General features: G+C 44.0%; 19 protein-coding genes. 11 read left to right on the top strand and 8 right to left on the bottom strand.

What is annotated here, in order from left to right:
- Positions 1 to 9: 9 nt before the first annotated feature.
- Together FEM55_RS20550 and FEM55_RS20555 are read right to left on the bottom strand one after the other, a co-directional pair.
- Entirely contained in the window at positions 10 to 1,101 is a 1,092-nt protein-coding gene (locus tag FEM55_RS20550) for a complex I subunit 1/NuoH family protein (protein ID WP_138283433.1), read from the bottom strand.
- A 50-nt stretch (positions 1,102 to 1,151) separates the two neighbouring features.
- A complete protein-coding gene (locus FEM55_RS20555; RefSeq protein WP_138283273.1) occupies positions 1,152 to 2,162 on the bottom strand; it encodes a gliding motility protein GldB-related protein in 1,011 nt (336 codons plus the stop codon).
- Positions 2,163 to 2,182: 20 nt separating this feature from the next.
- Here FEM55_RS20555 and FEM55_RS20560 point away from each other — a divergent pair, with 20 nt between their 5' ends.
- The gene (locus FEM55_RS20560) at positions 2,183 to 3,064 is read left to right on the top strand and encodes a Rossmann-fold NAD(P)-binding domain-containing protein (RefSeq protein WP_138283274.1); all 882 of its coding nucleotides are present in this window, start codon (positions 2,183 to 2,185) and stop codon (positions 3,062 to 3,064) included.
- A gap of 83 nt (positions 3,065 to 3,147) precedes the next feature.
- Here the strand turns inward: FEM55_RS20560 and FEM55_RS20565 are convergent, their stop codons facing one another.
- From FEM55_RS20565 to FEM55_RS20580, 4 genes are all read right to left on the bottom strand, one after another.
- On the bottom strand, positions 3,148 to 4,302 hold the full coding sequence (locus FEM55_RS20565; RefSeq protein ID WP_138283275.1) for a TlpA disulfide reductase family protein: 1,155 nt from the start codon (positions 4,300 to 4,302) through the stop codon (positions 3,148 to 3,150).
- 37 nt (positions 4,303 to 4,339) lie between these two features.
- Positions 4,340 to 5,833, bottom strand: coding sequence for an Asp-tRNA(Asn)/Glu-tRNA(Gln) amidotransferase subunit GatB (gene gatB, locus FEM55_RS20570; RefSeq protein ID WP_138283276.1), 1,494 nt, complete (start codon positions 5,831 to 5,833; stop codon positions 4,340 to 4,342).
- Positions 5,834 to 5,909: 76 nt separating this feature from the next.
- Complete coding sequence (locus FEM55_RS20575; protein WP_138283277.1) at positions 5,910 to 7,649, bottom strand: hypothetical protein; 1,740 nt, start codon at positions 7,647 to 7,649, stop codon at positions 5,910 to 5,912.
- 195 nt (positions 7,650 to 7,844) lie between these two features.
- Positions 7,845 to 8,441, bottom strand: coding sequence for a c-type cytochrome (locus FEM55_RS20580; RefSeq protein WP_138283278.1), 597 nt, complete (start codon positions 8,439 to 8,441; stop codon positions 7,845 to 7,847).
- A 277-nt stretch (positions 8,442 to 8,718) separates the two neighbouring features.
- Between FEM55_RS20580 and rpmG the strand changes: the two genes are divergently transcribed.
- The 5 genes from rpmG (at position 8,719) to FEM55_RS20605 (ending at position 12,207) form a co-directional block, all read left to right on the top strand.
- Positions 8,719 to 8,901 (top strand): 50S ribosomal protein L33, encoded by a 183-nt coding sequence (rpmG, locus tag FEM55_RS20585; RefSeq protein WP_026632037.1) that lies wholly within the window; start codon positions 8,719 to 8,721, stop codon positions 8,899 to 8,901.
- 100 nt (positions 8,902 to 9,001) lie between these two features.
- The gene (locus FEM55_RS20590) at positions 9,002 to 9,154 is read left to right on the top strand and encodes a DUF4295 domain-containing protein (RefSeq protein WP_138283279.1); all 153 of its coding nucleotides are present in this window, start codon (positions 9,002 to 9,004) and stop codon (positions 9,152 to 9,154) included.
- Between the two features lie 109 nt (positions 9,155 to 9,263).
- Complete coding sequence (ftsY, locus tag FEM55_RS20595; RefSeq protein ID WP_138283280.1) at positions 9,264 to 10,226, top strand: signal recognition particle-docking protein FtsY; 963 nt, start codon at positions 9,264 to 9,266, stop codon at positions 10,224 to 10,226.
- Between the two features lie 124 nt (positions 10,227 to 10,350).
- Positions 10,351 to 11,670: a 30S ribosomal protein S12 methylthiotransferase RimO gene (gene rimO, locus FEM55_RS20600; protein ID WP_138283281.1), complete on the top strand. Its 1,320-nt coding sequence runs from the start codon at positions 10,351 to 10,353 to the stop codon at positions 11,668 to 11,670.
- Positions 11,671 to 11,730: 60 nt separating this feature from the next.
- The gene (locus FEM55_RS20605; RefSeq protein WP_138283282.1) at positions 11,731 to 12,207 is read left to right on the top strand and encodes a DUF4293 domain-containing protein; all 477 of its coding nucleotides are present in this window, start codon (positions 11,731 to 11,733) and stop codon (positions 12,205 to 12,207) included.
- 44 nt (positions 12,208 to 12,251) lie between these two features.
- Here FEM55_RS20605 and FEM55_RS20610 read toward each other — a convergent pair whose 3' ends face one another.
- Positions 12,252 to 13,226 carry a KpsF/GutQ family sugar-phosphate isomerase gene (locus FEM55_RS20610; RefSeq protein ID WP_138283283.1) on the bottom strand — a complete coding sequence of 325 codons (975 nt, stop codon included), beginning with the start codon at positions 13,224 to 13,226 and terminating at the stop codon, positions 12,252 to 12,254.
- Positions 13,227 to 13,319: 93 nt separating this feature from the next.
- Here FEM55_RS20610 and recQ point away from each other — a divergent pair, with 93 nt between their 5' ends.
- From recQ to lhgD, 5 genes are all read left to right on the top strand, one after another.
- The gene (gene recQ, locus FEM55_RS20615) at positions 13,320 to 15,533 is read left to right on the top strand and encodes a DNA helicase RecQ (RefSeq protein WP_138283284.1); all 2,214 of its coding nucleotides are present in this window, start codon (positions 13,320 to 13,322) and stop codon (positions 15,531 to 15,533) included.
- Between the two features lie 46 nt (positions 15,534 to 15,579).
- Positions 15,580 to 16,869 (top strand): phosphoribosylamine--glycine ligase, encoded by a 1,290-nt coding sequence (purD, locus tag FEM55_RS20620; protein WP_138283285.1) that lies wholly within the window; start codon positions 15,580 to 15,582, stop codon positions 16,867 to 16,869.
- A 117-nt stretch (positions 16,870 to 16,986) separates the two neighbouring features.
- Positions 16,987 to 18,084 carry a PSP1 domain-containing protein gene (locus FEM55_RS20625; RefSeq protein WP_229209356.1) on the top strand — a complete coding sequence of 366 codons (1,098 nt, stop codon included), beginning with the start codon at positions 16,987 to 16,989 and terminating at the stop codon, positions 18,082 to 18,084.
- A 71-nt stretch (positions 18,085 to 18,155) separates the two neighbouring features.
- Positions 18,156 to 19,349, top strand: coding sequence for an anhydro-N-acetylmuramic acid kinase (locus tag FEM55_RS20630; protein ID WP_138283287.1), 1,194 nt, complete (start codon positions 18,156 to 18,158; stop codon positions 19,347 to 19,349).
- 33 nt (positions 19,350 to 19,382) lie between these two features.
- Complete coding sequence (gene lhgD / locus FEM55_RS20635) at positions 19,383 to 20,582, top strand: L-2-hydroxyglutarate dehydrogenase (RefSeq protein ID WP_138283288.1); 1,200 nt, start codon at positions 19,383 to 19,385, stop codon at positions 20,580 to 20,582.
- A gap of 262 nt (positions 20,583 to 20,844) precedes the next feature.
- On the opposite strand, the gene FEM55_RS20640 is transcribed toward lhgD, so the two are convergent.
- Positions 20,845 to 22,296 (bottom strand): amino acid permease, encoded by a 1,452-nt coding sequence (locus tag FEM55_RS20640; protein ID WP_138283289.1) that lies wholly within the window; start codon positions 22,294 to 22,296, stop codon positions 20,845 to 20,847.
- Between the last annotated feature and the right edge of the window lie 109 nt (positions 22,297 to 22,405).

Consider the following 22,405-nt stretch of genomic DNA (forward strand, 5'->3'; position numbering starts at 1 on the left):
GCTTGTTTATCAAATACCTGCCAGCCGCCAGATTCCGGATATAAAAAACAGCACCAGTCCAACGGGCGTAAGTACTTTCCAGCCAAGGTACATCAGCTGATCCACGCGTAAACGGGGCAAAGTCCATCTTGCCCACATCTGGATCAAGATTCCAAAAATGGCTTTGCTGAGCAGCCAGAAAATTCCGGTTATATAGCCAAACCCGGTTCCCGGCTCTCCGCTTGTCCATTCAGCCAGTTTTACCGGGCCCATATTGGGTAAAGGTGTGTTCCAGCTTCCCAGAAACAGTATGGCACCTAAAAGGCATACAAGCAGCATCATTCCGTATTCCGATAACATGAACAATGCCCAGCGCATTCCGGAATATTCTGTATGAAAACCGGCCACGATTTCGGATTCTCCTTCCGGCAAGTCAAAAGGCGCGCGATTGCATTCGGCCAGTGAAGCAATAAAAAAAACGACGTATGCAATAATGAGAAACGGGTTTCGTACAATGTTCCAGGCCAGAAATCCGCCGACATTTGTGACATCTATTCCAAGCTTCCGCATGCCGAAAAGATAAACCGTTTCATTGGCATAAATGCCCTGCTGAAAACTGATTACCTGCAAATCGAGCGTTTGCGTGAGCATAACAACGCATAAAATGGATAATCCGAGCGGGATTTCGTAGGAAATAATCTGCGCAACAGCACGCATGGCACCAAACAGAGCATATTTGTTATTGGAACCCCAGCCCGCCATCAACAATCCGATAACGTCAACGGATACAATTGTCAAAAGGAAAAAAACGCCGACAGCTGCTCCCGAACCAGCCAGATCAGGCGCTAGCGGAACAATGGCAAAACCGGCAAAAACAGAAACAAAGATGACAAACGGCGCAATCAGAAACAGCCTTCGGTCGGCGGCTTTGGGAACAATGTCTTCTTTCTGAAGTAATTTCAGCAAATCTGCAAACAACTGCAATAAACCCCATTTTCCGACTTCCATCGGCCCCATCCGATCCTGAATGAAAGCAGAAACCTTGCGCTCCAGATAAACGCCGACAACTACAAAACCAGGAACGACGAGTAAGAAAATGAGAAGTGTAAATGGAAAAGGCATCAAATGCGATTTGAAGTACGTTACAGATGTCACAAAAGTAAGTAAAAAACTTACTCCTCTTCGTCCGGCTCACCTTTATAACCCGATTCCTGCAAAATCCTTCCTGCATTATCAATTTGCATCAGTTCGGGCAAGGTTATTTCAGGCTTTTTGGCAATAAAACGGTTTACAATGCGCCACCCGACCCACCGTGCAATAGCACCCGGGACTTTCGATCCTATTTCGGAAGTAAACGGCCGTTCTTCAATAAATTTCCTTTTTTTCAGATCACTTTTTTCATAAAGCAATTTGCTTGCAACGAAGTACGACCATATTTCCTGCTGGCTGTTGTAAGTCCGCCGGAGATTCTCCTCTGAATACCCTGAAATCAGGCTGTCGGGCGTATCCGGCATGACCTGTTTTACAAATTCATACGCTTTTCCGTACCCGATCATATCCGCCAAAAGCGTCTGATCCTGCGCATTCATCCGGTTATAGCGGTTGGATGTAAAGAAGACAATGGAGGGTACAATGTATTCCTTGCGGTATCTTCTCAGCTGATAATCATATACATCCGGGCGATAACGAGCATTTGGCCCGCCAAAATAATCCAGACCGATGATCACCAGCGAATCTGAAACGTACAGGTCATTTCCTTCAAATCCGGTGGTTATAAACTGGATTTTAGGCGCATTGAAATTCGGGTAATGATATTTGATCTGCTTATATGCCTTTAAAAGCGGTGACAAAACAGTCGCTTCACGATCACCGATCAGCGAATCCAGATCCTCTTTGAAACTTTGAAAACCCGGGTTCTGGAGAATATTGAAAAGGTGCGAGGCAAGCTGTGCCGAATCTCCCGGGAAATCAGTAAAATACGCCTTTTGCAGGTAATTATACTTTTGCAGAAAATTTTGTACATCTTTAACCGATTTACAGGAAAACAGTTCTGCATCCAGATTTTCTGAAACCAGTTTCATCTGAATGGAGCTGGTATCTGCTTCACGGGTTTCATTGTTGTTGCAAGACGTCGCGACAACAGCCAGCAAAAAGAAAAACAGCAGGATTCTGGAATTAACCATTTGATTGGATAAAAAGTAAAATGACAGATCAGAAACCAAAAATAGAAAAAAACCGGATAAGCATTCTGGGTTGCGGCTGGCTTGGGTTTCCATTAGCTCAACGTCTGCTTGCGTCCGATATTACAACGAAAATCAACGGCAGTACAACATCTTTGCCAAAACTGGAAAATTTTAAAGCAAAAGGAATCAACGGCTATTTGCTGGAACTGAATCCCGGATTTGAAAATGAAAGTGCTTTGACGGAATCCTTTTTTAACGCAGAAACGCTGATTATTTCGCTGCCGCCGCGTGCCGGAAAAAACGGACCGGGATTTTACGTAAAGCAAATGGAAGCCGTAATCAGTGAAGTCAGAAAGTCGCCTGTCAATGATGTTGTGTTTATCAGTTCAACAGGCATTTATCCGGAACTAAACCGGATCGTGACTGAAGATGACGTTGATTTACCCGAACAATCCGCTTCGGAAGACATGGTCACTGCGGAAGTAATGGCAAAATCATTGCGACTGGAACAAACTGTAACGATTCTGCGGCTCGGAGGGCTGCTTGGCTACAACCGTATTCCGGGAAAATACGTAACCGGGAAAAAAGATCTGACAACCGGCGGAATTCCGGTAAATTACATTCACCGCGACGATGCCATCGGAGTTATAATGAAAATGCTGGAAGACGGACTGGTTAATGAAACTTTCAACATTGTAGCGCCGCTGCATCCTTTACGCCGTGAGATTTATGAAACATCCTGTGCGCAGTTCGGCTGGAAAGCGCCGGAATTTGCTGTTCCTGAAAAAGAACAGGATTTCAAAATTATTTCCGGTGAGAAGCTGAACCGGTTTTACAACTATGATTTTAAATTTCCTGATCCCGTAAATTTCTTTTACAGTCTGGAAGATCATGAAATGTGAAAAAGCATATTTTAAAATTCTCTAAAACAGAAAAGATCCGTAATATGAATTTTACGGATCTTTTCTGTTTGTTTCTTTAAATTTTACTGCGCTCCCAAAAGCTCTTGAAGTTTGCTTTCCAAAGCAGGGCCGCGCAAGTTTTTAGCAATTATCTTTCCTTCCTTATCCAGTAAAAATGTAGCCGGGATCGCATTCACGCCATAAGCCTGCGCCACGCCGGAATTCCATTTTTTCAGCTCCGATCCGTGCTGCCATTTCAGGTTATCCTTTGTAATGGCCGTTTTCCAGGCTTTTTCATTATCATCAAGCGAAACGCCATATATATCAAATCCTTTATCCTTGAACTTGTCATACATGCGGACAACATTGGGGTTTTCCATACGGCAAGGTCCGCACCACGATGCCCAGAAATCAATCAATACAAACTTGCCGCGCAGTGAAGACAATGCAACCGGCTTTCCTTCGGGGCTCGTCAGCGTAAAATCAGGAGCCTGTTGCCCTACTGCTACGCCGGCCATTCTTTTTACCGTACCGATAAACCCTTTTGCAAGTGTTGGCGTAGGCTGGACTTTTTCGTAATCTTCTGCCAGTTTTTTCAGTACATCAAGATCGTTTTCGGGACTCAGAAAATTGTTGGCCGTAAAAAGAGCAACCAGTGAAGTGCCCATTTCCGGTAAAAGTTTCTTGATAACATCCAGCCGTTCCTGATCTGCTTTTGCAAAAGACTGCTGTATTTCCTGATTTTTTTTAGTGTCCTTTTTTTCCTCTGCCTTGGCATATTCCTCATTCCATACTGTAACCTTTGCGGCAAAATCCTGCATCAGCTGATCAATTTTGGAATAGTACTCCATGTTTCTGGAGCCCGTAATTTCCACTTTCCCGTTGTTCCCTTTGCTGTCTTTTCCAACGCCGTCGGCCGTAACGTTAAAAGTTTCGCCGCCTTCCACAAGCAGAACCACTTTCTGGCGATCGGCTATATTGAGGACAAAGAAACTTCCTCTGTCCTTTTCAACTCCTTTCAAGGAAAATGTGCCGTCAGCGGCAAGCTGTGCAGAATCCAGTTTGACAGGAGATCCGCCGGATGCAGACCTTGCAAGAATCACTTTTTCTCCTTTGGAACCGTTTTTGACTTTTCCGTTGATGGTAAAATCCTTTGGAGCAAGTTCCTGAGCCATGGCACAAAAGCCCAGCAAAGCAAAGCTGCAAATGAAAATACTTTGTCTGAATAATCCTTTCATGATCTTCTGTATTGTAAATGGATTAGTTTTTGAAATTTCAGAGTTTTTCAGCAAGCATCTGATTGATCAGCTTGGGATCAGCCGTACCGTTGGATTTTTTCATCACCTCTCCGACAAACAATCCCAACAATCCCTTTTTACCTTTTCTGTAAGCTGCCACTTTGTCCGGCATTGCATTCATAACCTCCGTAATCAACGTTTCAAGCTCGTTTGTATTGCTGTTTTGCAGCCAGTTATTTGACGATGCAATTTCAGAAGGCTGCCGTTCCGGTTCTTCCAGGAGTACGGGGAATATTTTCTGTGTCGCCACAGAATTGCTTATCACGCCGGATTCGCTAAGCTGGATCAGATCGGCCAGGATTTCGGGACTGATTGGAAATGTTTCAATGTTTCCGCCATGATCATTCAAATAGGATTTCACCGGTCCCATCAGCCAGTTGGAGGCAGCTTTAAAAGCGGATGTTTCCGAACATACCGCCTCAAAATACGCGGCAATTTCCCGTGTATCTGTCAGCACCATGGCATCGTAAGCCGGTATTCCATATTGATTTACAAATTTTTCACGCAGTTGCTGCGGCAAAGCCGGCATGCTTTCCCGAATCTTTTCCAGCCATTCCTCCGAAACTACAACCGGACTCAGATCCGGATCAGGAAAATAGCGGTAATCGTTCATGGTTTCCTTTACCCGCATACCGTAGGTCTGGCCGCTTTCGACATCGAACATCCTTGTTTCCTGCTGAATCCCCGCGCCATTTTCCAGCAATGCAACCTGTCGTTTTTCTTCAAAACTGATCGCGCGCATCATATTGCGGATCGAGTTCATGTTTTTTATTTCAACCTTGGTTCCAAGCCGGGCTTCTCCTTTTTTCCGGATAGAAACGTTTACGTCGCAGCGCAGCGAACCTTCTTCCATATTTCCATCGCTGATTTGCAGATACCGGACAAGACGACGGATTTCTGTAACAAACGCGCCTGTTTCTTCTGCCGACCTTAGATCAGGCTCGGAAACCATTTCAACAAGCGGTGTTCCCGCGCGGTTATAATCCAGGAGCGTTTCCGTTTCACTGCCGTCATGAACAGATTTGCCTGCATCTTCTTCCAGATGAATATGATGAAACCGGATCCACTTTTCAATTATTTTTCCTTCCGCATTTTTGATTGCGATTGTAATACCGCCGTTCTCACAGATTGGTTTTTTGTCCTGTGAAATCTGGTACCCTTTTGGAAGATCGGGATAAAAATAGTTTTTCCGGTCAAAAATGGTTCGTCTGCTGATGGAGCAGCCGCAGGCAAGTCCAAGCCGGATGGCGTACTCCACTGCTTTTTTATTGATTTTTGGCAATGTTCCGGGCAAAGCCAGTGTCAGCGGGCCAATATTTGTATTGGGCTCCGTGCCAAACCGGTTACGGTCCTGAGCAAATAGTTTGGATTCTGTCAGAAGCTGGCAATGCACTTCGAGCCCGATTACGGTTTCATAAGTTGCCAGAAGTTCATCCGTTATATCAGAAGGTTGAATTGCGCTTTCAGTCATATATAATTACAAATGCTTTTACAAAGATACAATTAGTGACCTAATTAGCATTTTCTGATGTAACATATAAGTCTTCTTAATACAATGTCAGCTTCCCTTCCCGTGGCATAGTGAAAATCTGTGATCCGTATACGATGTCAATATCGTCGTTTTTAATTGTTACGATCCCGATATTATAGTCTCCCGGCTCGGTTGTATCCTGAAAGATATTGACCGTGAAGCCGGAACTGTATTGCTTCTTCATTTTCAGGAATGACATATAACCTTGATTTCTGTTCCACTCGGGTGAGAGAATGTACGTTTTGTCTTTTGAAACAGACTTTAAAATCAAATAGGTTTCAGCAGTTTCGGGATGAACAATATCATCGGAAAAAATCTGATAGTAATAAACTCCTCCGTAAGCCGGAAGTATTTTATTCTCAAAGCGAAATTTCAGATCCTTATTAACCTGCCGGCTTGCATTAGTATCGATCCGGTTGCCGACTTTGGTAAAAATTGTTTGTGGAAATTGGTAGATGCCTGCTTGTAGTGCATCCTCAAATTGCTCGGCACCTTTTTTCGTAAATGGATAAAGCTTTCCTTGTATTGTCTGGTTTTTCTGAAGCATATAAACATCTGTCTGAAGAGAATTTTGCCAGTGCGCCACAACCGGACCATAGTGCCAGTGCATGTAAGCACAATACAAAAACGAGAACGGAATAGAAACAAGCAGAAAGTAATTACGCCAGGAACCTCTGAACGAAAACAGTAAGAGGCAATATACCATGACAACAATAAGTACGGAGTAAACTTCATAACGGTCAATGATCAGTGTAGAGCTGTTTTGTCCACGAGAAATCGCTGCTCCTGCTGCCGTGATGACAAAAGACACAGCTGTAAAAAAGATGACAAATTCGCTGGATTCTTTATCGGAAAGGCTGGAATTACGCTTTGTAAAATAATTCAATAGGAACTTTACAGAAATAAACAGCATCAGCGCAGACAGGATGCCGCCAACTACAACAGCATCTGCGGGTTTTAACCTGATAGCAAAAAAAGTACTCCCCATAAAGCTGAAAAAGCAACACAAAATACGCAAAGGTGCATTAAGCAATTGTTCCGACTGGTTGGAATAGCCATTCAGACCTACGACGGTCGGCATGCCCAGATAGAATACACATGCATACAAACCAACAAACAGCGTCCATATTCCGGCTTTTTTGTAGTCATGCATGCTAATCAGCTGAGCGATTCCTAACATGATAACATAAATTCCATTTCCGTTTGTGCAAGGATGCAGGGCGGCCAGTATCAAGGCTGCTATAAAACCTTTGTTACTGCGTTTTGAAAGGCAGTAGAACATGGCGATTGTCAGAAAAACCGAAAACATGTACTGCAATGTGCTGATTGGCCAGAAAATATTTCTGTGGACCGACGGCTGGAACATCAGCAGAGCGACCGGAATCATTGTAACCGGTGACTGTCCGGCACTGCGCATTGTGAAAAACGTTATAACAAAGAACATTGCATAAACACTGGTGCCGAGTAGCATCATTGATCTCAGGTTATAGCTTCCTTCAACATAGTAATCGAGCAATGCAATGGAAAACGGAAAACCGAAACGGTGGCCATTAAAATTCTGAAATAATTCGCCAAAGCGGGTTAAAGGGCTTTCTGAAACCCGCCGGATTATGGATATCACTCTGAAATCATCGAAATACGGTGCGTTGAAAGCATGCTTGGAAACAAAGAGAAAGAAGTAAAACATAACCAGGCCAAGCGTAAAGAATACGATCCATTTCTGGAAAATGTACTGTTTTGGTGTGTGCAAGTGCATTATACATGTGAATTGGGTACTTGTTAAATATATCAGGTATTTAACAGGTAATCTGCCAGCCATATGTCATTAATGAGCCATTGCCAATCTGTAATTATCTAACGTAGCCTACACGCTTATATCCGGCATAATAAACAAAAACGTCCGGCCTGATTCAGGCCGGACGTTTTTGACAATCTTAATTTGTAATGCAGCTTACAAGGAATTGATCCAGTTCGCTATAACTACAATTTCTGCTTTGGGAACTTGTGGAAACGGTGCCATTGGAGGGTAACCCGGCCAGTGCTCAGGCTTTGGCGCATGAACAAGTTCCACGATCTGATCCGCTGTATATTTCCTTTTGGCAACTTCCGCATAGGCCGGCCCGATTACTTTGTCATAAGCCTGATGACAGGCCAGACATGCATGCTTGTTTAGTAGCGCCGAAACATCCGCCGGAATTGGTTTACGTTTTGGAGCAGCATTTGCTGCCGGTGCTGCGCCAGCCGATGCCGTGCCAGCCGCAGCTGCGCCTGTTGCACTACCGGAAGAACCTGCTGCCGAAGTGCTGTCACCAGTTTTGCCTGTTTCTGTACCAGAAGCCGCAGGCGACGTTGTTGCCGGTGCGCGAACAGGTTCAGGCTGGTTTCTTCTTTCATTCTGAAGCGTCACAAGCGCCGCTTCTTCTCTTGATTTACTGCCGGAACCATAATAGTAATCGTATTTTTCACGGTCTTCCTTTGAAGAACAGCCGATGCAGAAGGAAACTGCCAGGGCAACAAGCGCCAAAGAAGTACTTTTTTTAAGTGTCATTGTTTTAAAATTTTAAATAATTTCCGCCAGATAAGGATTTCACAATAATTTGCCACACGAAGAAAGCAAGTTTGTACTAGATTTCCTTCATATCGCTTATAGAAATTAGCAGTGCCTCAAATATTATGCCGCGTTATCGGTTTGTTCTCCAATTTGTTAAGGCTTATTCCAAAGTAACGGAATCGTTAAAAAATTAATCTTTATTTAAAACATAGTATTGTGAATAAAACGAAATGTTATTACTTTTGCAGTCCTATTTGTAAAACGATGTAAAGTAATGGCTAAGAAAGGTAATAGAGTACAGGTTATATTGGAATGCACAGAACAAAAAGATAGTGGTGTTCCGGGAATGTCACGTTATGTGACTACAAAAAATCGGAAAAATACGCCTGGCCGTATGGAACTGAAAAAATTCAATTCATTTCTGAGACGCTATACAGTCCACAAGGAAATTAAATAAGTTGATTGTCATCCGTTAGCTGCGTAAGTGACCGGAAATCAGTATTTGACAGTACGCTTATAACAGTTAATATTCATAATACTATTTAAAATATACAGATATGGCAAAGAAAGTAGTTGCTACCCTGAAAAAAGAAGGCGGTAAATCATTTGCCAAAGTGATTAAAGCCGTAAAATCTCCTAAAACCGGAGCATATACCTTCAAAGAAGAAATTGTGCCTCTTGACGGTGTTCAAGGCGCATTAAAAAGCTGAGCCTGAAAAGGTTCTGTCATTGAGTTTGTAAAAAGTCCCTTTCGGGACTTTTTTTGTTTATTTTTGGGCACACATGCGCTGTAACTGATTTTACCCAATTCATACTATTATGAGCCTATTCGGTTTTTTTTCAAAAGAGAAAAAGGAAACACTTGATAAAGGGCTGGAAAAAACCAAAGACAGTTTCTTTGGCAAATTGTCCCGTGCCATTGTCGGTAAAACCACGATTGATGAAGACGTTCTGGACGAACTGGAAGATATTCTGGTCAGCTCCGATGTCGGCGTCGAAACGACGGTTAAGATTATCAAGCGTATCGAAGAGCGGGTTGCAAGGGATAAATATGCAACAACTGCCGAGCTGAACGGCATACTGCGTGAAGAAATTGCAGCACTTCTTACCGAAAATAAATCCGTAGATATCAAGGACAGTTTTGAAACCGAGCATTTGCCCAAACCTTATGTCATTATGGTTGTAGGCGTAAACGGCGTTGGCAAAACGACAACAATTGGAAAACTTGCGCATCAGTTTCATCAGCGCGGACATAAAGTGGTGCTTGGCGCAGCCGATACATTCCGCGCGGCAGCCGTAGATCAGCTCAAACTATGGGGAAAACGTGTAGATGTTCCGGTGATTGATCACGGCATGAACACCGATCCGTCTGCAGTAGCTTACGATGCATTGCTGAAAGGCACTGAAACCGGTGCCGATGTCATTATCATTGACACGGCCGGCCGCTTGCATACGAAAGTTAACCTGATGAATGAACTGGCTAAAATCAAGCGTGTCATGCAGAAAATCATTCCCGATGCACCGCATGAAGTACTGCTCGTGCTCGACGGAAGCACCGGCCAGAACGCTGTGATCCAGGCAAGGGAATTTACCAAAGTAACCGAAATCACGGCACTCGCCGTAACAAAACTGGACGGAACGGCAAAAGGCGGCGTTGTAATCGGGATTTCGGATGAATTCAAAATTCCGGTAAAATACATCGGTGTCGGTGAAAAAATGGATGATCTGCAGGTATTTGATCGCAGCGAATTCGTCGATTCTCTGTTCAAGAAAATAGGCTGACACAGATTTCCCGAACTTTGCGCTTCGTTTTATGGTTCATTATCAATCACTTTGCTGATAAAAGATAATCTCTATTTTTAATTAAAATCAATAGCTAGCGGCCAGTTGCTAATAGCTGACTCCAATGAAAACCAAAGGAATTGTCAAGAATAAAGTAAATATTGTAACGCTGGGCTGCTCTAAAAACCTGGTCGATTCCGAAGTGCTTTATACACAACTGAAAGGAAACGGATTTACTGTCGCACATGAATCCAAAAAGGATGATTCACAGATCGTTGTAATCAATACCTGCGGATTTATCGATAATGCCAAAGAGGAATCGGTAAATACGATTCTGCGCTACGCCGATGCAAAGGCAGCCGGAATGGTGGATAAAATTTATGTGACAGGCTGCCTTTCACACCGCTACAAAGATGAACTCTCTGTTGAAATACCAACTGTAGACGCATGGTTTGGAACAAACGAACTTCCGAGGCTGCTTAAAACACTGAAAGCGGATTACAAGCACGAACTGGTCGGAGAACGCTTGCTGACGACGCCTGCGCATTATGCATACCTCAAAATTGCAGAAGGCTGCGATCGTCCATGCAGTTTCTGCGCCATTCCGATCATGCGTGGAAGCCATGTTTCACGTCCGATTGATGAACTGGTAAAAGAAGCTAAATCGCTGGCGAAACGAGGCACTAAAGAACTGATTCTCATTGCGCAGGACCTTACTTACTACGGTCTGGATATTTACAAGAAAAGGAATTTGTCTGATCTTATTGCAAGGCTTTCCGATGTGGAAGGCATTGATTGGATCCGCTTGCAGTATGCTTATCCGGCCGGTTTTCCGATGGATATTCTGGATGTGATGAACGAACGAAGCAACGTTTGCAAATACCTGGATATGCCTTTGCAGTCCGGCTCAACCGAAATCCTGAAATCCATGCGCCGCGGTATTACGCGCGAAAAAACAGAGGCTTTGATTGAAACGATCCGCGATAAAGTACCGGGAATCGCATTAAGGACTACGCTGATCGTCGGGCATCCGGGTGAAACGGAAGCTTTGTTTGATGAAACTTACGAGTTTGTGGAAAAAATGCGTTTTGACCGGCTCGGTGCGTTTCAGTACTCGCATGAAGACAATACGCATTCCTATACCATGGCCGACGACATTCCGGAAGAGATCAAACAGGAACGTGCAGATGCCATTATGGAACTTCAGCAGGGAATTTCCTACGAGTTGAATCAGCAGAAAATCGGCAATACCTATAAAGTCCTTTTTGACCGCAAGGAAGGCGGTCATTTTATTGGGCGTACCGAGTTCGATTCGCCGGAAGTGGATAATGAAGTACTTGTTCCTGCAAGCCAGTATGTAAGGCTAGGCGATTTTGCACGCGTAAAGATTACTTCTGCAGAGGAATTTGACTTGTACGGAGAAGTAGTTCCCGATTTTCTTTAACTCTGTTCCGACTTTAGTAAATTTGTGCATTACGCAGCACAGAAAAATATTTTAATTACAATGTTACAAAGAATTCAGACCGTTTTTTTAGCCATTACAATCATCGGAATGGGCGTTTTTCTCTCTTTTCCGATATGGAGCAAAACTGCCATTGCAGGAGAAGAAAGAGCAGATCTTACCGCCATCCGATTGAATCACGAAATCAATGCCGTACAATCCAATGTGCAGCCGGTATATTATCTTATTATTCTGGCCATACTTGTAGCCGGCGTTGCGGCTTATGCCATATTTCAGTACAAAAACCGGGTTTTGCAATCGGCACTTTGCGCAGTGAACTCCATTTTAATGACCATTACAATGGGGCTTGTGATTTATTTCACTTTTTATAAAACGGCCAAATTGTTTGATCCAAATTCTCCGGGCAATTACGAAACCGGATTTTACGGCCTTGTGGCGGCCATGCTTGCCAATGTTTTCGCCAATCGTTTCATCCGGAAAGATGAACGCACGGTGCAGCAATCCAAAAGATTCAGATAAAACAGAAAACAGCCAATTTGATGTAACATCAAATTGGCTGTTTTCTATACAAGCCCTTCCCGCAAAAGATCGTGCAGGTGAACAAAGCCCAGCACTTTTTCATTTTCCACAACGACAATCTGCGTTATACTTTTTGCCTGCATGATTTCCAGCGCTTTCACCGCGTATTCGTCTGGAGAAACGCATACTGGAGAAGTTGTCATGATGTCGCAGGCTTTCAGGTGTAAAATGCTGTCTCCGGCATGCAGATTTAGCATCCGCCGCAAATCTCCGTCTGTAATAATTCCGGCCATATCGCCCGAGGCTTTTTCAACAACAGTCGCGCCGAGCCTTTTGGAAGTAATTTCAAGTATGACTTCTTTCAGTGTGGCATTTTCCTGTACGACAGGAAGTGCATTATTGGGATAAATGTCACAAACTTTCAGATAAAGCCTTTTTCCCAAAGAACCTCCCGGATGAAATCTTGCAAAATCGTCATGCGTAAATCCTCTTGCTTCCAGCAGACTTATGGCCAGCGCGTCGCCCAGCGCCATGGCAACGGAAGTGCTTGTCGTTGGCGCAAGATTCAGTGAATCGGCCTCGACCGGCGCATATGCATGCAAAACATAATGGCTGTTGCGTGACAAGTACGAATCATTGTTGCTGACCATCGCGATCATAACAACGCCCGTCCGTTTCAGAAGCGGAACCAGCACTTTTATTTCAGGCGTATCGCCGCTTTTGGAGATCACAATCACAACATCGTTTTGCTGTATCATGCCCAGATCACCGTGTATGGCATCAGCCGCATGCATGAATAATGCAGGTGTTCCGGTGGAATTCAGCGTCGCCACAATTTTTTGCCCGACGATCGCACTTTTCCCGATTCCGCTGATTACAACCCGTCCGCCAGAATTTAATATGGCATATACGCATTTTTCAAATTCATCATCAATCAAATCGATCAGATTATGCAAAGCTTCAGCCTCCTGCCGCAATACATCTTTTGCTATTGACTGAATATTTTTTATTAATTTCAAATCTGAAACACTGTTTTATTAAGAACCAATTGTAATTGTCAATTTCAAAAGCAAAGATATAGAAGTTTGGGATAACCATTTTGTTAACAGAGTATGGTAAAGAAGGTTGATACAGTCGTACTAGACACGTTGAAAGAAAGACTTAAAGAAATATTCGGATACAGTCAGTTCAGGGGAGAGCAGGAAGTAATTATTCAGAATATCCTGCTTGGCAAAAATACATTCGTGATTATGCCGACAGGCGCAGGAAAATCACTTTGCTATCAGCTGCCGGCCCTTGTCAGTGACGGTTTGACGATTGTCATTTCACCGCTGATCGCCTTGATGAAAAATCAGGTGGATCAGCTGACAGCGTTCGGGATTAATGCACAGTTTCTTAATTCCACGCTTACAAAAGCAGAAATGACAAGGGTAAAAACCGACGCACTCGACGGAAGCCTGAAATTACTTTATATCGCACCGGAATCACTTACCAAAGAAGACAATCTGGATTTTCTTAAAAAAGTAAAAATATCCTTTGTCGCTATCGACGAGGCACACTGTATTTCAGAATGGGGGCACGATTTCAGGCCGGAGTACCGACGCATTTACGGGATTATTGAAAACATCGGCAACCTTCCCATCATTGCGCTAACGGCAACTGCAACGCCGAAAGTACAGCAGGATATCCGCAAGAATCTGCAGATGGAAGAAGCCGAAACCTTTAAATCTTCTTTTAACCGTAAAAACCTTTACTACGAAATACGTCCTAAGAAAGACGTAAAAAAGCAGCTGATCCGGTATGTGCGCAACAACAAAGGCAAATCCGGAATTGTATACTGCCTCAGCCGCAAAACGGTGGAAGAAGTGGCCGAGCTGCTGACCGTTAACGACGTACGTGCGTTGCCGTATCATGCCGGGCTCGACAGCAATACACGCATGGCCAATCAGGATGCATTCCTGAATGAAGAAGCAGACGTCATTGTGGCGACAATCGCTTTCGGAATGGGCATTGACAAGCCGGATGTTCGTTTTGTGATCCATTACGACGTTCCCAAATCGTTGGAAGGATATTATCAGGAAACGGGCCGGGCCGGAAGAGACGGGCTGGAAGGAAACTGCCTGATGTTTTACAGCTACGAGGACATTCAGAAGCTGGAGAAATTCAATAAAGATAAAACCGTTACCGAACGCGACAACGCACGCCATTTACTGAATGAAATGGTGGCTTATTCTACCTTGGGCGTTTGCCGGCGGAGACAATTGCTGAGTTATTTCGGTGAATATTTCGAAAAGGACTGTGGTTTTTGTGACAACTGCATCAAGCCGACTGAAAAAACCAAAGTTCAGGATGATGTTATTCTGGTGCTGAAAGCAGTTCAGCTGACTGAACAGCGCTTTGATGCCGACCATATCGCCGATCTTCTCACAGCTACTGAAAATCAGTATGTAAAAAGCTACGAGCATGATCAGCTGGAAGTTTATGGCAAAGGTCTGGAACTGAATGAATCCAGAGATTACTGGGTTTCGGCAATCCGCCAGCTTGTGATTTTCAATTACCTTGAAAAAGACATAGAAAATTACGGCGTTATTAAACTGGGAGAAAAAGGTGCTAATTATCTGAATGATCCGTATCCGGTTACGCTGCACAAAGACCATAATTTTGACGAAGAAGAAGTAAAACCCGAAGACGACGATAAGGATGCTGCGACCGGCGGCGGAAGTGCGCATGCTTATGACGAAGCGCTTCTTGGCATGCTTAAAGCCCTCAGAAAAAAAGTAGCCAAAGAGAAAAATCTCCCGCCATATGTTATCTTTCAGGATCCTTCCATGGAAGAAATGGCCACGACTTATCCTACTACCCAGCAGGAAATGGCGCAGATCAACGGCGTGGGAATGGGAAAAGTCCAGAAATTCGGACGTCAGTTCCTGGATCTGATTACAAGATATGTTGAAGAAAATGAAATAGAAACCGCGAAAGATGTCGTTATCAAATCGACGGTCAATAAATCCAAGATCAAAATATTTATCATTCAGCAGGTTGACAGGAAAGTAAGTCTGGACGAAATTGCCGAAGTGAAAGACCTTGCATTGGCTGATGTTATTGAAGAAGTGGAACATATCTGTTATTCCGGCACCAAATTAAATCTGGATTATTATATTAACCAGGTTATTGACCGCGAACGGCAAAAAGATATTTATGACTACTTTATGACAGCTGAAACAGACAACATCGCTGCTGCGTTGGATGAATTTGCCAATGATGAAATAAGCGAAGAGGAACTTCGGCTGATGCGTATCAAGTTTTTATCAGAACTGGCAAACTAACAGTCTGAAAACTTGTTATCAATGCTAAGTGAAACAATAACCATTTATGAACATACTTATATTGGGATCGGGCGGGAGAGAACATGCTTTTGCCTGGAAAATTGCCCCAAGCCCTCTTTGTGACAATTTGTTTGTAGCACCCGGAAATGCCGGTACCGCAAATATTGCAACAAACCTTTCGATAACTTACAACGACTTTGAAGCCATTGCAGATGCTGTTCTGGAAAATAATGTCGAGCTGGTTATTGTTGGCCCGGAGGAACCTCTTGTCAACGGGATCGTTGATTACTTTGCATCAAGGCCGGATCTTTCCAGAATAAAAATCATAGGCCCGAACAAAGCCGGCGCTCAACTGGAAGGAAGCAAGGATTTTTCCAAACAGTTTATGCAGAAGTACGGCATTCCAACCGCTTCTTCCAGAACTTTTACTGTTGAAACCCTGACGGAAGGTCTTAAATATCTGGAAAACCATCCGCTTCCGATCGTGCTTAAGGCAGACGGGCTTGCGGCTGGTAAAGGCGTTATTATAGCTGAAAAACATGCGGAGGCCGAGCAGGCGTTCAAGGAAATGTTGCTGGATGGCAAATTTGGAGAAGCAGGAAGTAAAGTGGTTATTGAACAGTTTCTGAAAGGAATTGAATTGTCGGTGTTTGTACTTACAGACGGCGAACATTATAAAATACTGCCCGAAGCAAAAGATTATAAAAGAATCGGAGAACATGACACGGGACTGAATACAGGCGGAATGGGAGCTGTTTCTCCGGTACCTTTTGCCGATGCGAATTTTCTGAAAAAAGTAGAGGAAAAAGTGGTCAAGCCTACTTTAAACGGCCTGAAAAAGGAAGGAATCAAGTATGTCGGCTTTATATTCATAGGATTAATGAATACAAAAGGCGAACCTTATGTTATTGAGTATAATGTACGGATGGGTGATCCGGAAACGGAAGTTGTCATACCTCGTATTCAATCTGATTTTGCGATGCTGATGGCTTCTACAGCCAAGGGAACGCTGAATGATTTTGAACTTCAGATTTCTCCTCAGACAGCCGTTACAACGGTGGTTGTTTCGGGCGGCTATCCGGGCGAATATGAAAAAGGGAAAGTGATTTCCGGAAGTGAAAAAGTAGAAGACGTATTTTTGTATCATGCCGGAACCACTTTCAACGGAAACACCGAAATCGTGACAAACGGAGGAAGGGTAATGGCACTTACCGGTCTTGCCAATTCCCTTGAAAACGCCGTGCACAAGTCGCAGCGTGCTGCGCAGGCCGTTCAGTTTGAGGGAAAATATTTCCGGCATGATATCGGTGTGGATTTAATTCGGTACAATGATTGATGAATATGTGTAATTATGGGATGTGGATCATGTTCATCCGGAGGATGCGGCACGAGTGAATCGGCTGTTTCCGGATGTGGAAGTAAAGGAACCTGTGGAACAGGCGGATGTAATAAAATGAATGTTTTTGACTGGCTGAGCCACATGGATGTGCCCGCCAGCCAGCGTTTTGATGTAGTAGAAGTAAAGTTTAAAGGCGGAAGAAAAGAATACTTCCGGAATATAAATCAACTGGAATTTGTCACAGGCGATTACGTTGTCTGTGAAATGGCTTCCGGCCAGCATATCGGTGCCATTTCCTTGCAGGGTGAATTGGTAAGGCTTCAGATGAAACGGAAAAACGTCGTGATAAACGACGACATGCACGTGATTTATCGTATCGCAACCGAGAAAGACCTTGACAAGCATACGCAGGCAATGGCCCGTGAGATGCCGACGCTTTACCGGACGCGCGAAATCATTCGTGAGATGAAGCTGAATATGAAGCTGTCGGACGTTGAATTCCAGTCGGATAATACCAAAACAACTTTTTACTACTCATCCGAAGAACGGGTTGATTTCCGTGAGCTGATCAAAGCATTGGCATCGGAATTCAAGGTAAGGATTGAAATGCGGCAGATCAGCCTGCGGCAGGAAGCAAGTCGTTTGGGCGGTCTGGGTTCATGCGGACGCGAATTGTGCTGTTCAACATGGCTTACGGATTTTAAAAATATATCAACGGCTGCCGCCCGCTATCAGAATCTTTCGCTGAACCCGGCCAAGCTTTCCGGACAATGCGGAAGACTGAAATGCTGCCTCAACTACGAGCTGGAAACTTATATTGATGCCTTGCGCGATATTCCGACCGTAGACGCACCGCTGAAAACCAAAAAAGGAAATGCCGTTTTGCAGAAAACAGACATTTTCAAAAAAATCATGTGGTTCGGGTTTGATAAAGATACAAACTGGTATCCGGTCGCCATTGATAAAGTAATGGAGATCATTGCATTGAACAAAAAGGATATTCTTCCGGAATCTCTCGATATCCTGACGCCGGAACCTGAAAAAGGCATTGAAAAAATTCCTGGCAAACTGAACAGTGATCTTGAAAACCTTGACAAGAAATACAGCGAGGAACAGAAGAAGAAAAAGAAGAAAAAAAACAAGTCCGGTAAAAATAAGAATAATGCAAACAAACCGCAGGCTACTGCTTCACCGGCAACCGATAGTAAATAACAGGGATGGAACATCTCTTGAAAAGAAGTCAGGTTTTAAAGCTTGACTTCTTTTTTTACACTTTATATTCTATGAAAAAACACATAGAGAAACTTTACGGAATTGCCGGCAAAAAAAGCAGGCGCATTGTCGGGTTGATGTCCGGTACTTCGCTGGACGGATTGGACGTAGCCTTGTGCAACATTGAGAACAGCGGAACCGATACGATCCTGAAAATGGAAAATTTTGTAACGGTACCCTATTCTGATGATTTTCGGAACGAGATCCGCAAGATCTTTGCCAAAAGGGAAATTGATTTCCAGCAACTCTGTCTTTTAAATCCCTACATCGGCAGTGAACACGGGAAAATCATTCTGGATTGCCTGAAACAATGGAATATTGCACCAGAGGAAATTGACCTGATTGCAAGTCACGGACAAACCGTTTTTCATGCGCCTAAAAAGCAGCACGGACAAAGCCTGTTCCCCGATTCGACCCTGCAGATCGGCGACGGTGACCATATCGCCGTAAAGACCGGAATCATCACCTTGAGCGATTTTCGTCAGAAGCACATCGCAGCAGGCGGAGAAGGCGCTCCGCTCGCCGTGTACGGCGATCATTTCCTGTTTTCCAAAAAAGGTGAAAACCGCATCCTGCTGAACATGGGCGGCATTGCTAACTTTACTTTCCTTCCCGGAAACCAGGATACCGCAGCGGTTTTCACCAGCGATACGGGTCCGGGAAATACATTGATTGATGCCTACACAAGAAGATTTTTTCATAAACCATTTGACGAAAACGGCGAAATTGCTGCCAAAGGAAAAGTAAATGCTCCGTTACTGGAAGCATTAAAGTTGTTCCCTTTTTTCAAGCAGCCATTTCCAAAAACAACGGGTCCTGAGATATTTAATTTTGATTACGTGGAAGCAGCCATTCAGAAAGCAAAACTTACGTCGCTGTCGCGGCAGGATATCATTGCTACACTCACCCGTTTAAGCGCCGATACCATTACCGATGCAATAAAAAGCGTAATGAGCCAAAATGATTCCTATACGGTTTATGCCAGCGGAGGCGGTGCGCATAATCCCCTGCTGATGCAGGCCATTCAGGAAGAACTGAATGCTCCGGCCAAACTGATTGATGAGCTTGGTGTTCCCGGAGATGCCAAAGAAGCCGTACTTTTTGCAGTTCTGGCCAATGAAGCCATTGCAGGAGATCAAAGTCACTTTGGAGAAAAAGAAGGCGTTCCAGGCATATCAATGGGGAAAATATCACTTCCTGCGTAATTTTCGGATCAAACAAGCAGTAATTTATATTTCATGTACGATATTACAGTTATAGGCGGCGGCATTGTCGGCCTTGCTACCGCGCTTCGGATCAAGGAGCAAAAACCTTCATTGAAACTGCTTTTGCTGGAAAAGGAAAATGAAGTTGCAAAGCATCAGACCGGACACAACAGCGGCGTGATTCATTCCGGACTTTATTACAAGCCGGGAAGCCTGAAAGCAACAAACTGCATCCGCGGATATCAGATGCTCATCGATTTCTGCGACCGTGAAGGCGTTTCTTATGATCTGTGCGGTAAGATCGTTGTGGCGACCAGCGAAGATCAGAAACCTTTGCTGCGCAACCTTTACGAACGAGGCATGCAGAATGGCCTTGTAAAAAATAAAATGATTTCCAAAGCTGAAATCCGCGAAATTGAACCGCACGTAACGGGAACAGAAGGTATCTGGGTTCCTTACACAGGCATTATCGATTACAAATCGGTTTCTGAAAAGTATGCCGAATGCCTGCAAAAGCTGGGAGGTGAAATCCGGTTCGGTGAAAAAATAATTGATATAAAAAACCGCAATACTCATTCCGAAGTTGTTTCGGCAACAGGTAAAGTTTTTGAAACATGCCTGATCGTGAATTGTGCCGGATTGTATTCAGATAAAATTGCACAGCTAACGCAGCCGGAAAATATAAAGGTGCGGATTATTCCTTTTCGCGGAGAGTATTACAAAATTGTTCCGGAAAAACAATATCTGGTCAAAAACCTGATTTATCCCGTTCCCGATCCGAATTTTCCATTTCTGGGCGTGCATTTTACCAGAATGATCGAAGGAGGTGTTGAAGCCGGCCCAAACGCTGTTTTTGCATTCCGACGTGAAGGTTACCGTAAAACAGATCTGAATGTCGGTGAAATGATGGAATCGCTGGCTTGGCCGGGCTTCCGCAAAGTTGCCGCCAAATACTGGAAAACAGGCATGGGCGAATATTATCGTTCTTTTTCCAAAGCAGCTTTTACAAAAGCACTCCAGGGCTTGATCCCGGAAATCCAGAGTGAAGATCTTGTTCCCGGCGGTGCGGGCGTACGTGCGCAGGCTTGTGATTACGATGGTGGCTTGCTGGACGATTTTTCCATTATCGAAAACAAGAATGCAATCAACATTTGTAATGCCCCGTCACCGGCAGCAACTTCTTCATTGTCAATAGGACAAACGGTCTCAGAACGGGTTCTTGCAAGGATATAGCTGTTGGCTGTTGGCTGTTGGCTGTTGGCTGTTGGCTGTTGGCTGTTGGCTGTTGGCTGTTGGCTGTTGGCTGTTGGCTTTAAAATAAAAAGTCTTGCTCCCAGGTTCCTGAAAGCAAGACTTTTTTACGATTATTCAGAACTGTTTAGCAGTTAGCGTTCAACTGCCAGCAATCAGCTTTTGGTTAAAGTCACAAATCAAAAACAACCAATGACAACAAATGACCATCACTGACAATAAATCACCGTCACCCACTCAAAACCTACTCTCTTCCCAACTTACTGTTCTTCTTGCCATAGCCGAAATAAACCACAAGACCCAGCGCAAGCCAGATTGCCAGACGAAACCAGCTTTCTACCGGTAAAGAATACATCAGGTAAACACAAACTACAATACCCATAATTGGTACAAACGGAACGAGCGGAGTGCGGAATGAACGCGGAAGATCAGGCCTTTTTACACGCAGCATCCAAACGCCTACACAAACCAGGCAGAATGCAAACAATGTTCCGATACTTACCATATGGCCAAGATCACTCACCGGAACAAGCCCGGAAAAGATACTTACAAATGCCATAAAGAAAAGGTTTGTTTTCCACGGTGTATGGAATTTGGCATGTACATCGCTGAAAAATCCAGGCAGCAGCCCATCTTTACTCATGGAATAAAATACACGGCTCTGGCCCAGAAGCATCACAATGATTACAGAAGTATATCCCGCCAGAATCGCGATGATCAATCCGGTCTGAAGTGAATCGTAGCCAGTTTTGGCAAAAGCCGTTGCAGCCGGTTTGGCATCATTTGCAAATTCAGTATATTTTACCAAACCCGTCATGACATGCGCAAAAAGCACATACAGGATTGTACAGACAACCAATGAACCCAGAATTCCGATTGGCATTCCTTTTTGCGGGTTTTTAGCTTCCTGCGCGGCAGTTGAAACCGCATCAAATCCGATAAAGGCAAAAAATACTACGGCCGCTCCGGTGGCAATGCCTGTCCAGCCAAAGTTTTCATAATTTCCGGTATTTTCAGGAATATAAGGAACGTAATTCTGCGGATCAATATGGCTCCATCCCAATGCGATGAATATCAGTACAACTGCTACTTTCAGGATAACAAGCAAATTGTTCAGGAAAGCAGAACTTTGCGTTCCTCTGATCAAAAGCAATGACAGCAAGCAAACAATGATGATGGCCGGCAAATTGACAATGCCATTATCGATAACCGTTCCGTTACTCAGTTTAACTACTTCAAAAGGAGAGCAAACAAGCTGAGTAGGAAGATGAATATCAAACTTATTAAGGAATTCGAGCAGATACCGCGACCAGCTTACAGAAACGGTTGCGGCACCGAGCGCATATTCCAGAACAAGGTCCCAGCCTATGATCCAGGCTACGAATTCGCCCATTGTAGCGTAGGAATAAGTATAAGCACTTCCTGCAATGGGTATCATGGAAGCAAACTCAGCATAGCACAGTCCTGCAAATCCGCAACCAACGGCGGCCAGTATAAATGAAATGGTAACTGCCGGTCCGGAATGTTCTGCGGCGGCAATTCCTGTTAATGAAAAAAGTCCTGCACCAATAATGGCACCAATTCCAAGTGCAACCAAACTGGCTGATCCCAACGATCGTTTTAATTGGTTTGCTTCTCCGGTTGATTCCTGTAATAATTTTTCAATAGGCTTTTTAACCCATAATTGATTTGCCATATAAAGCGCTTAGTTGTAGTTATAGTAACAGCATAAAACTAGAATAAAATTTGTCAAGTATGTATAGCTACAAAATAAAAAGGGGAAAAGTATAAAACTTACCCCCTTT

The sequence above is a fragment of the Dyadobacter sediminis genome (genome assembly GCF_005860765.1).
GTDB lineage: Bacteria > Bacteroidota > Bacteroidia > Cytophagales > Spirosomataceae > Dyadobacter > Dyadobacter sediminis.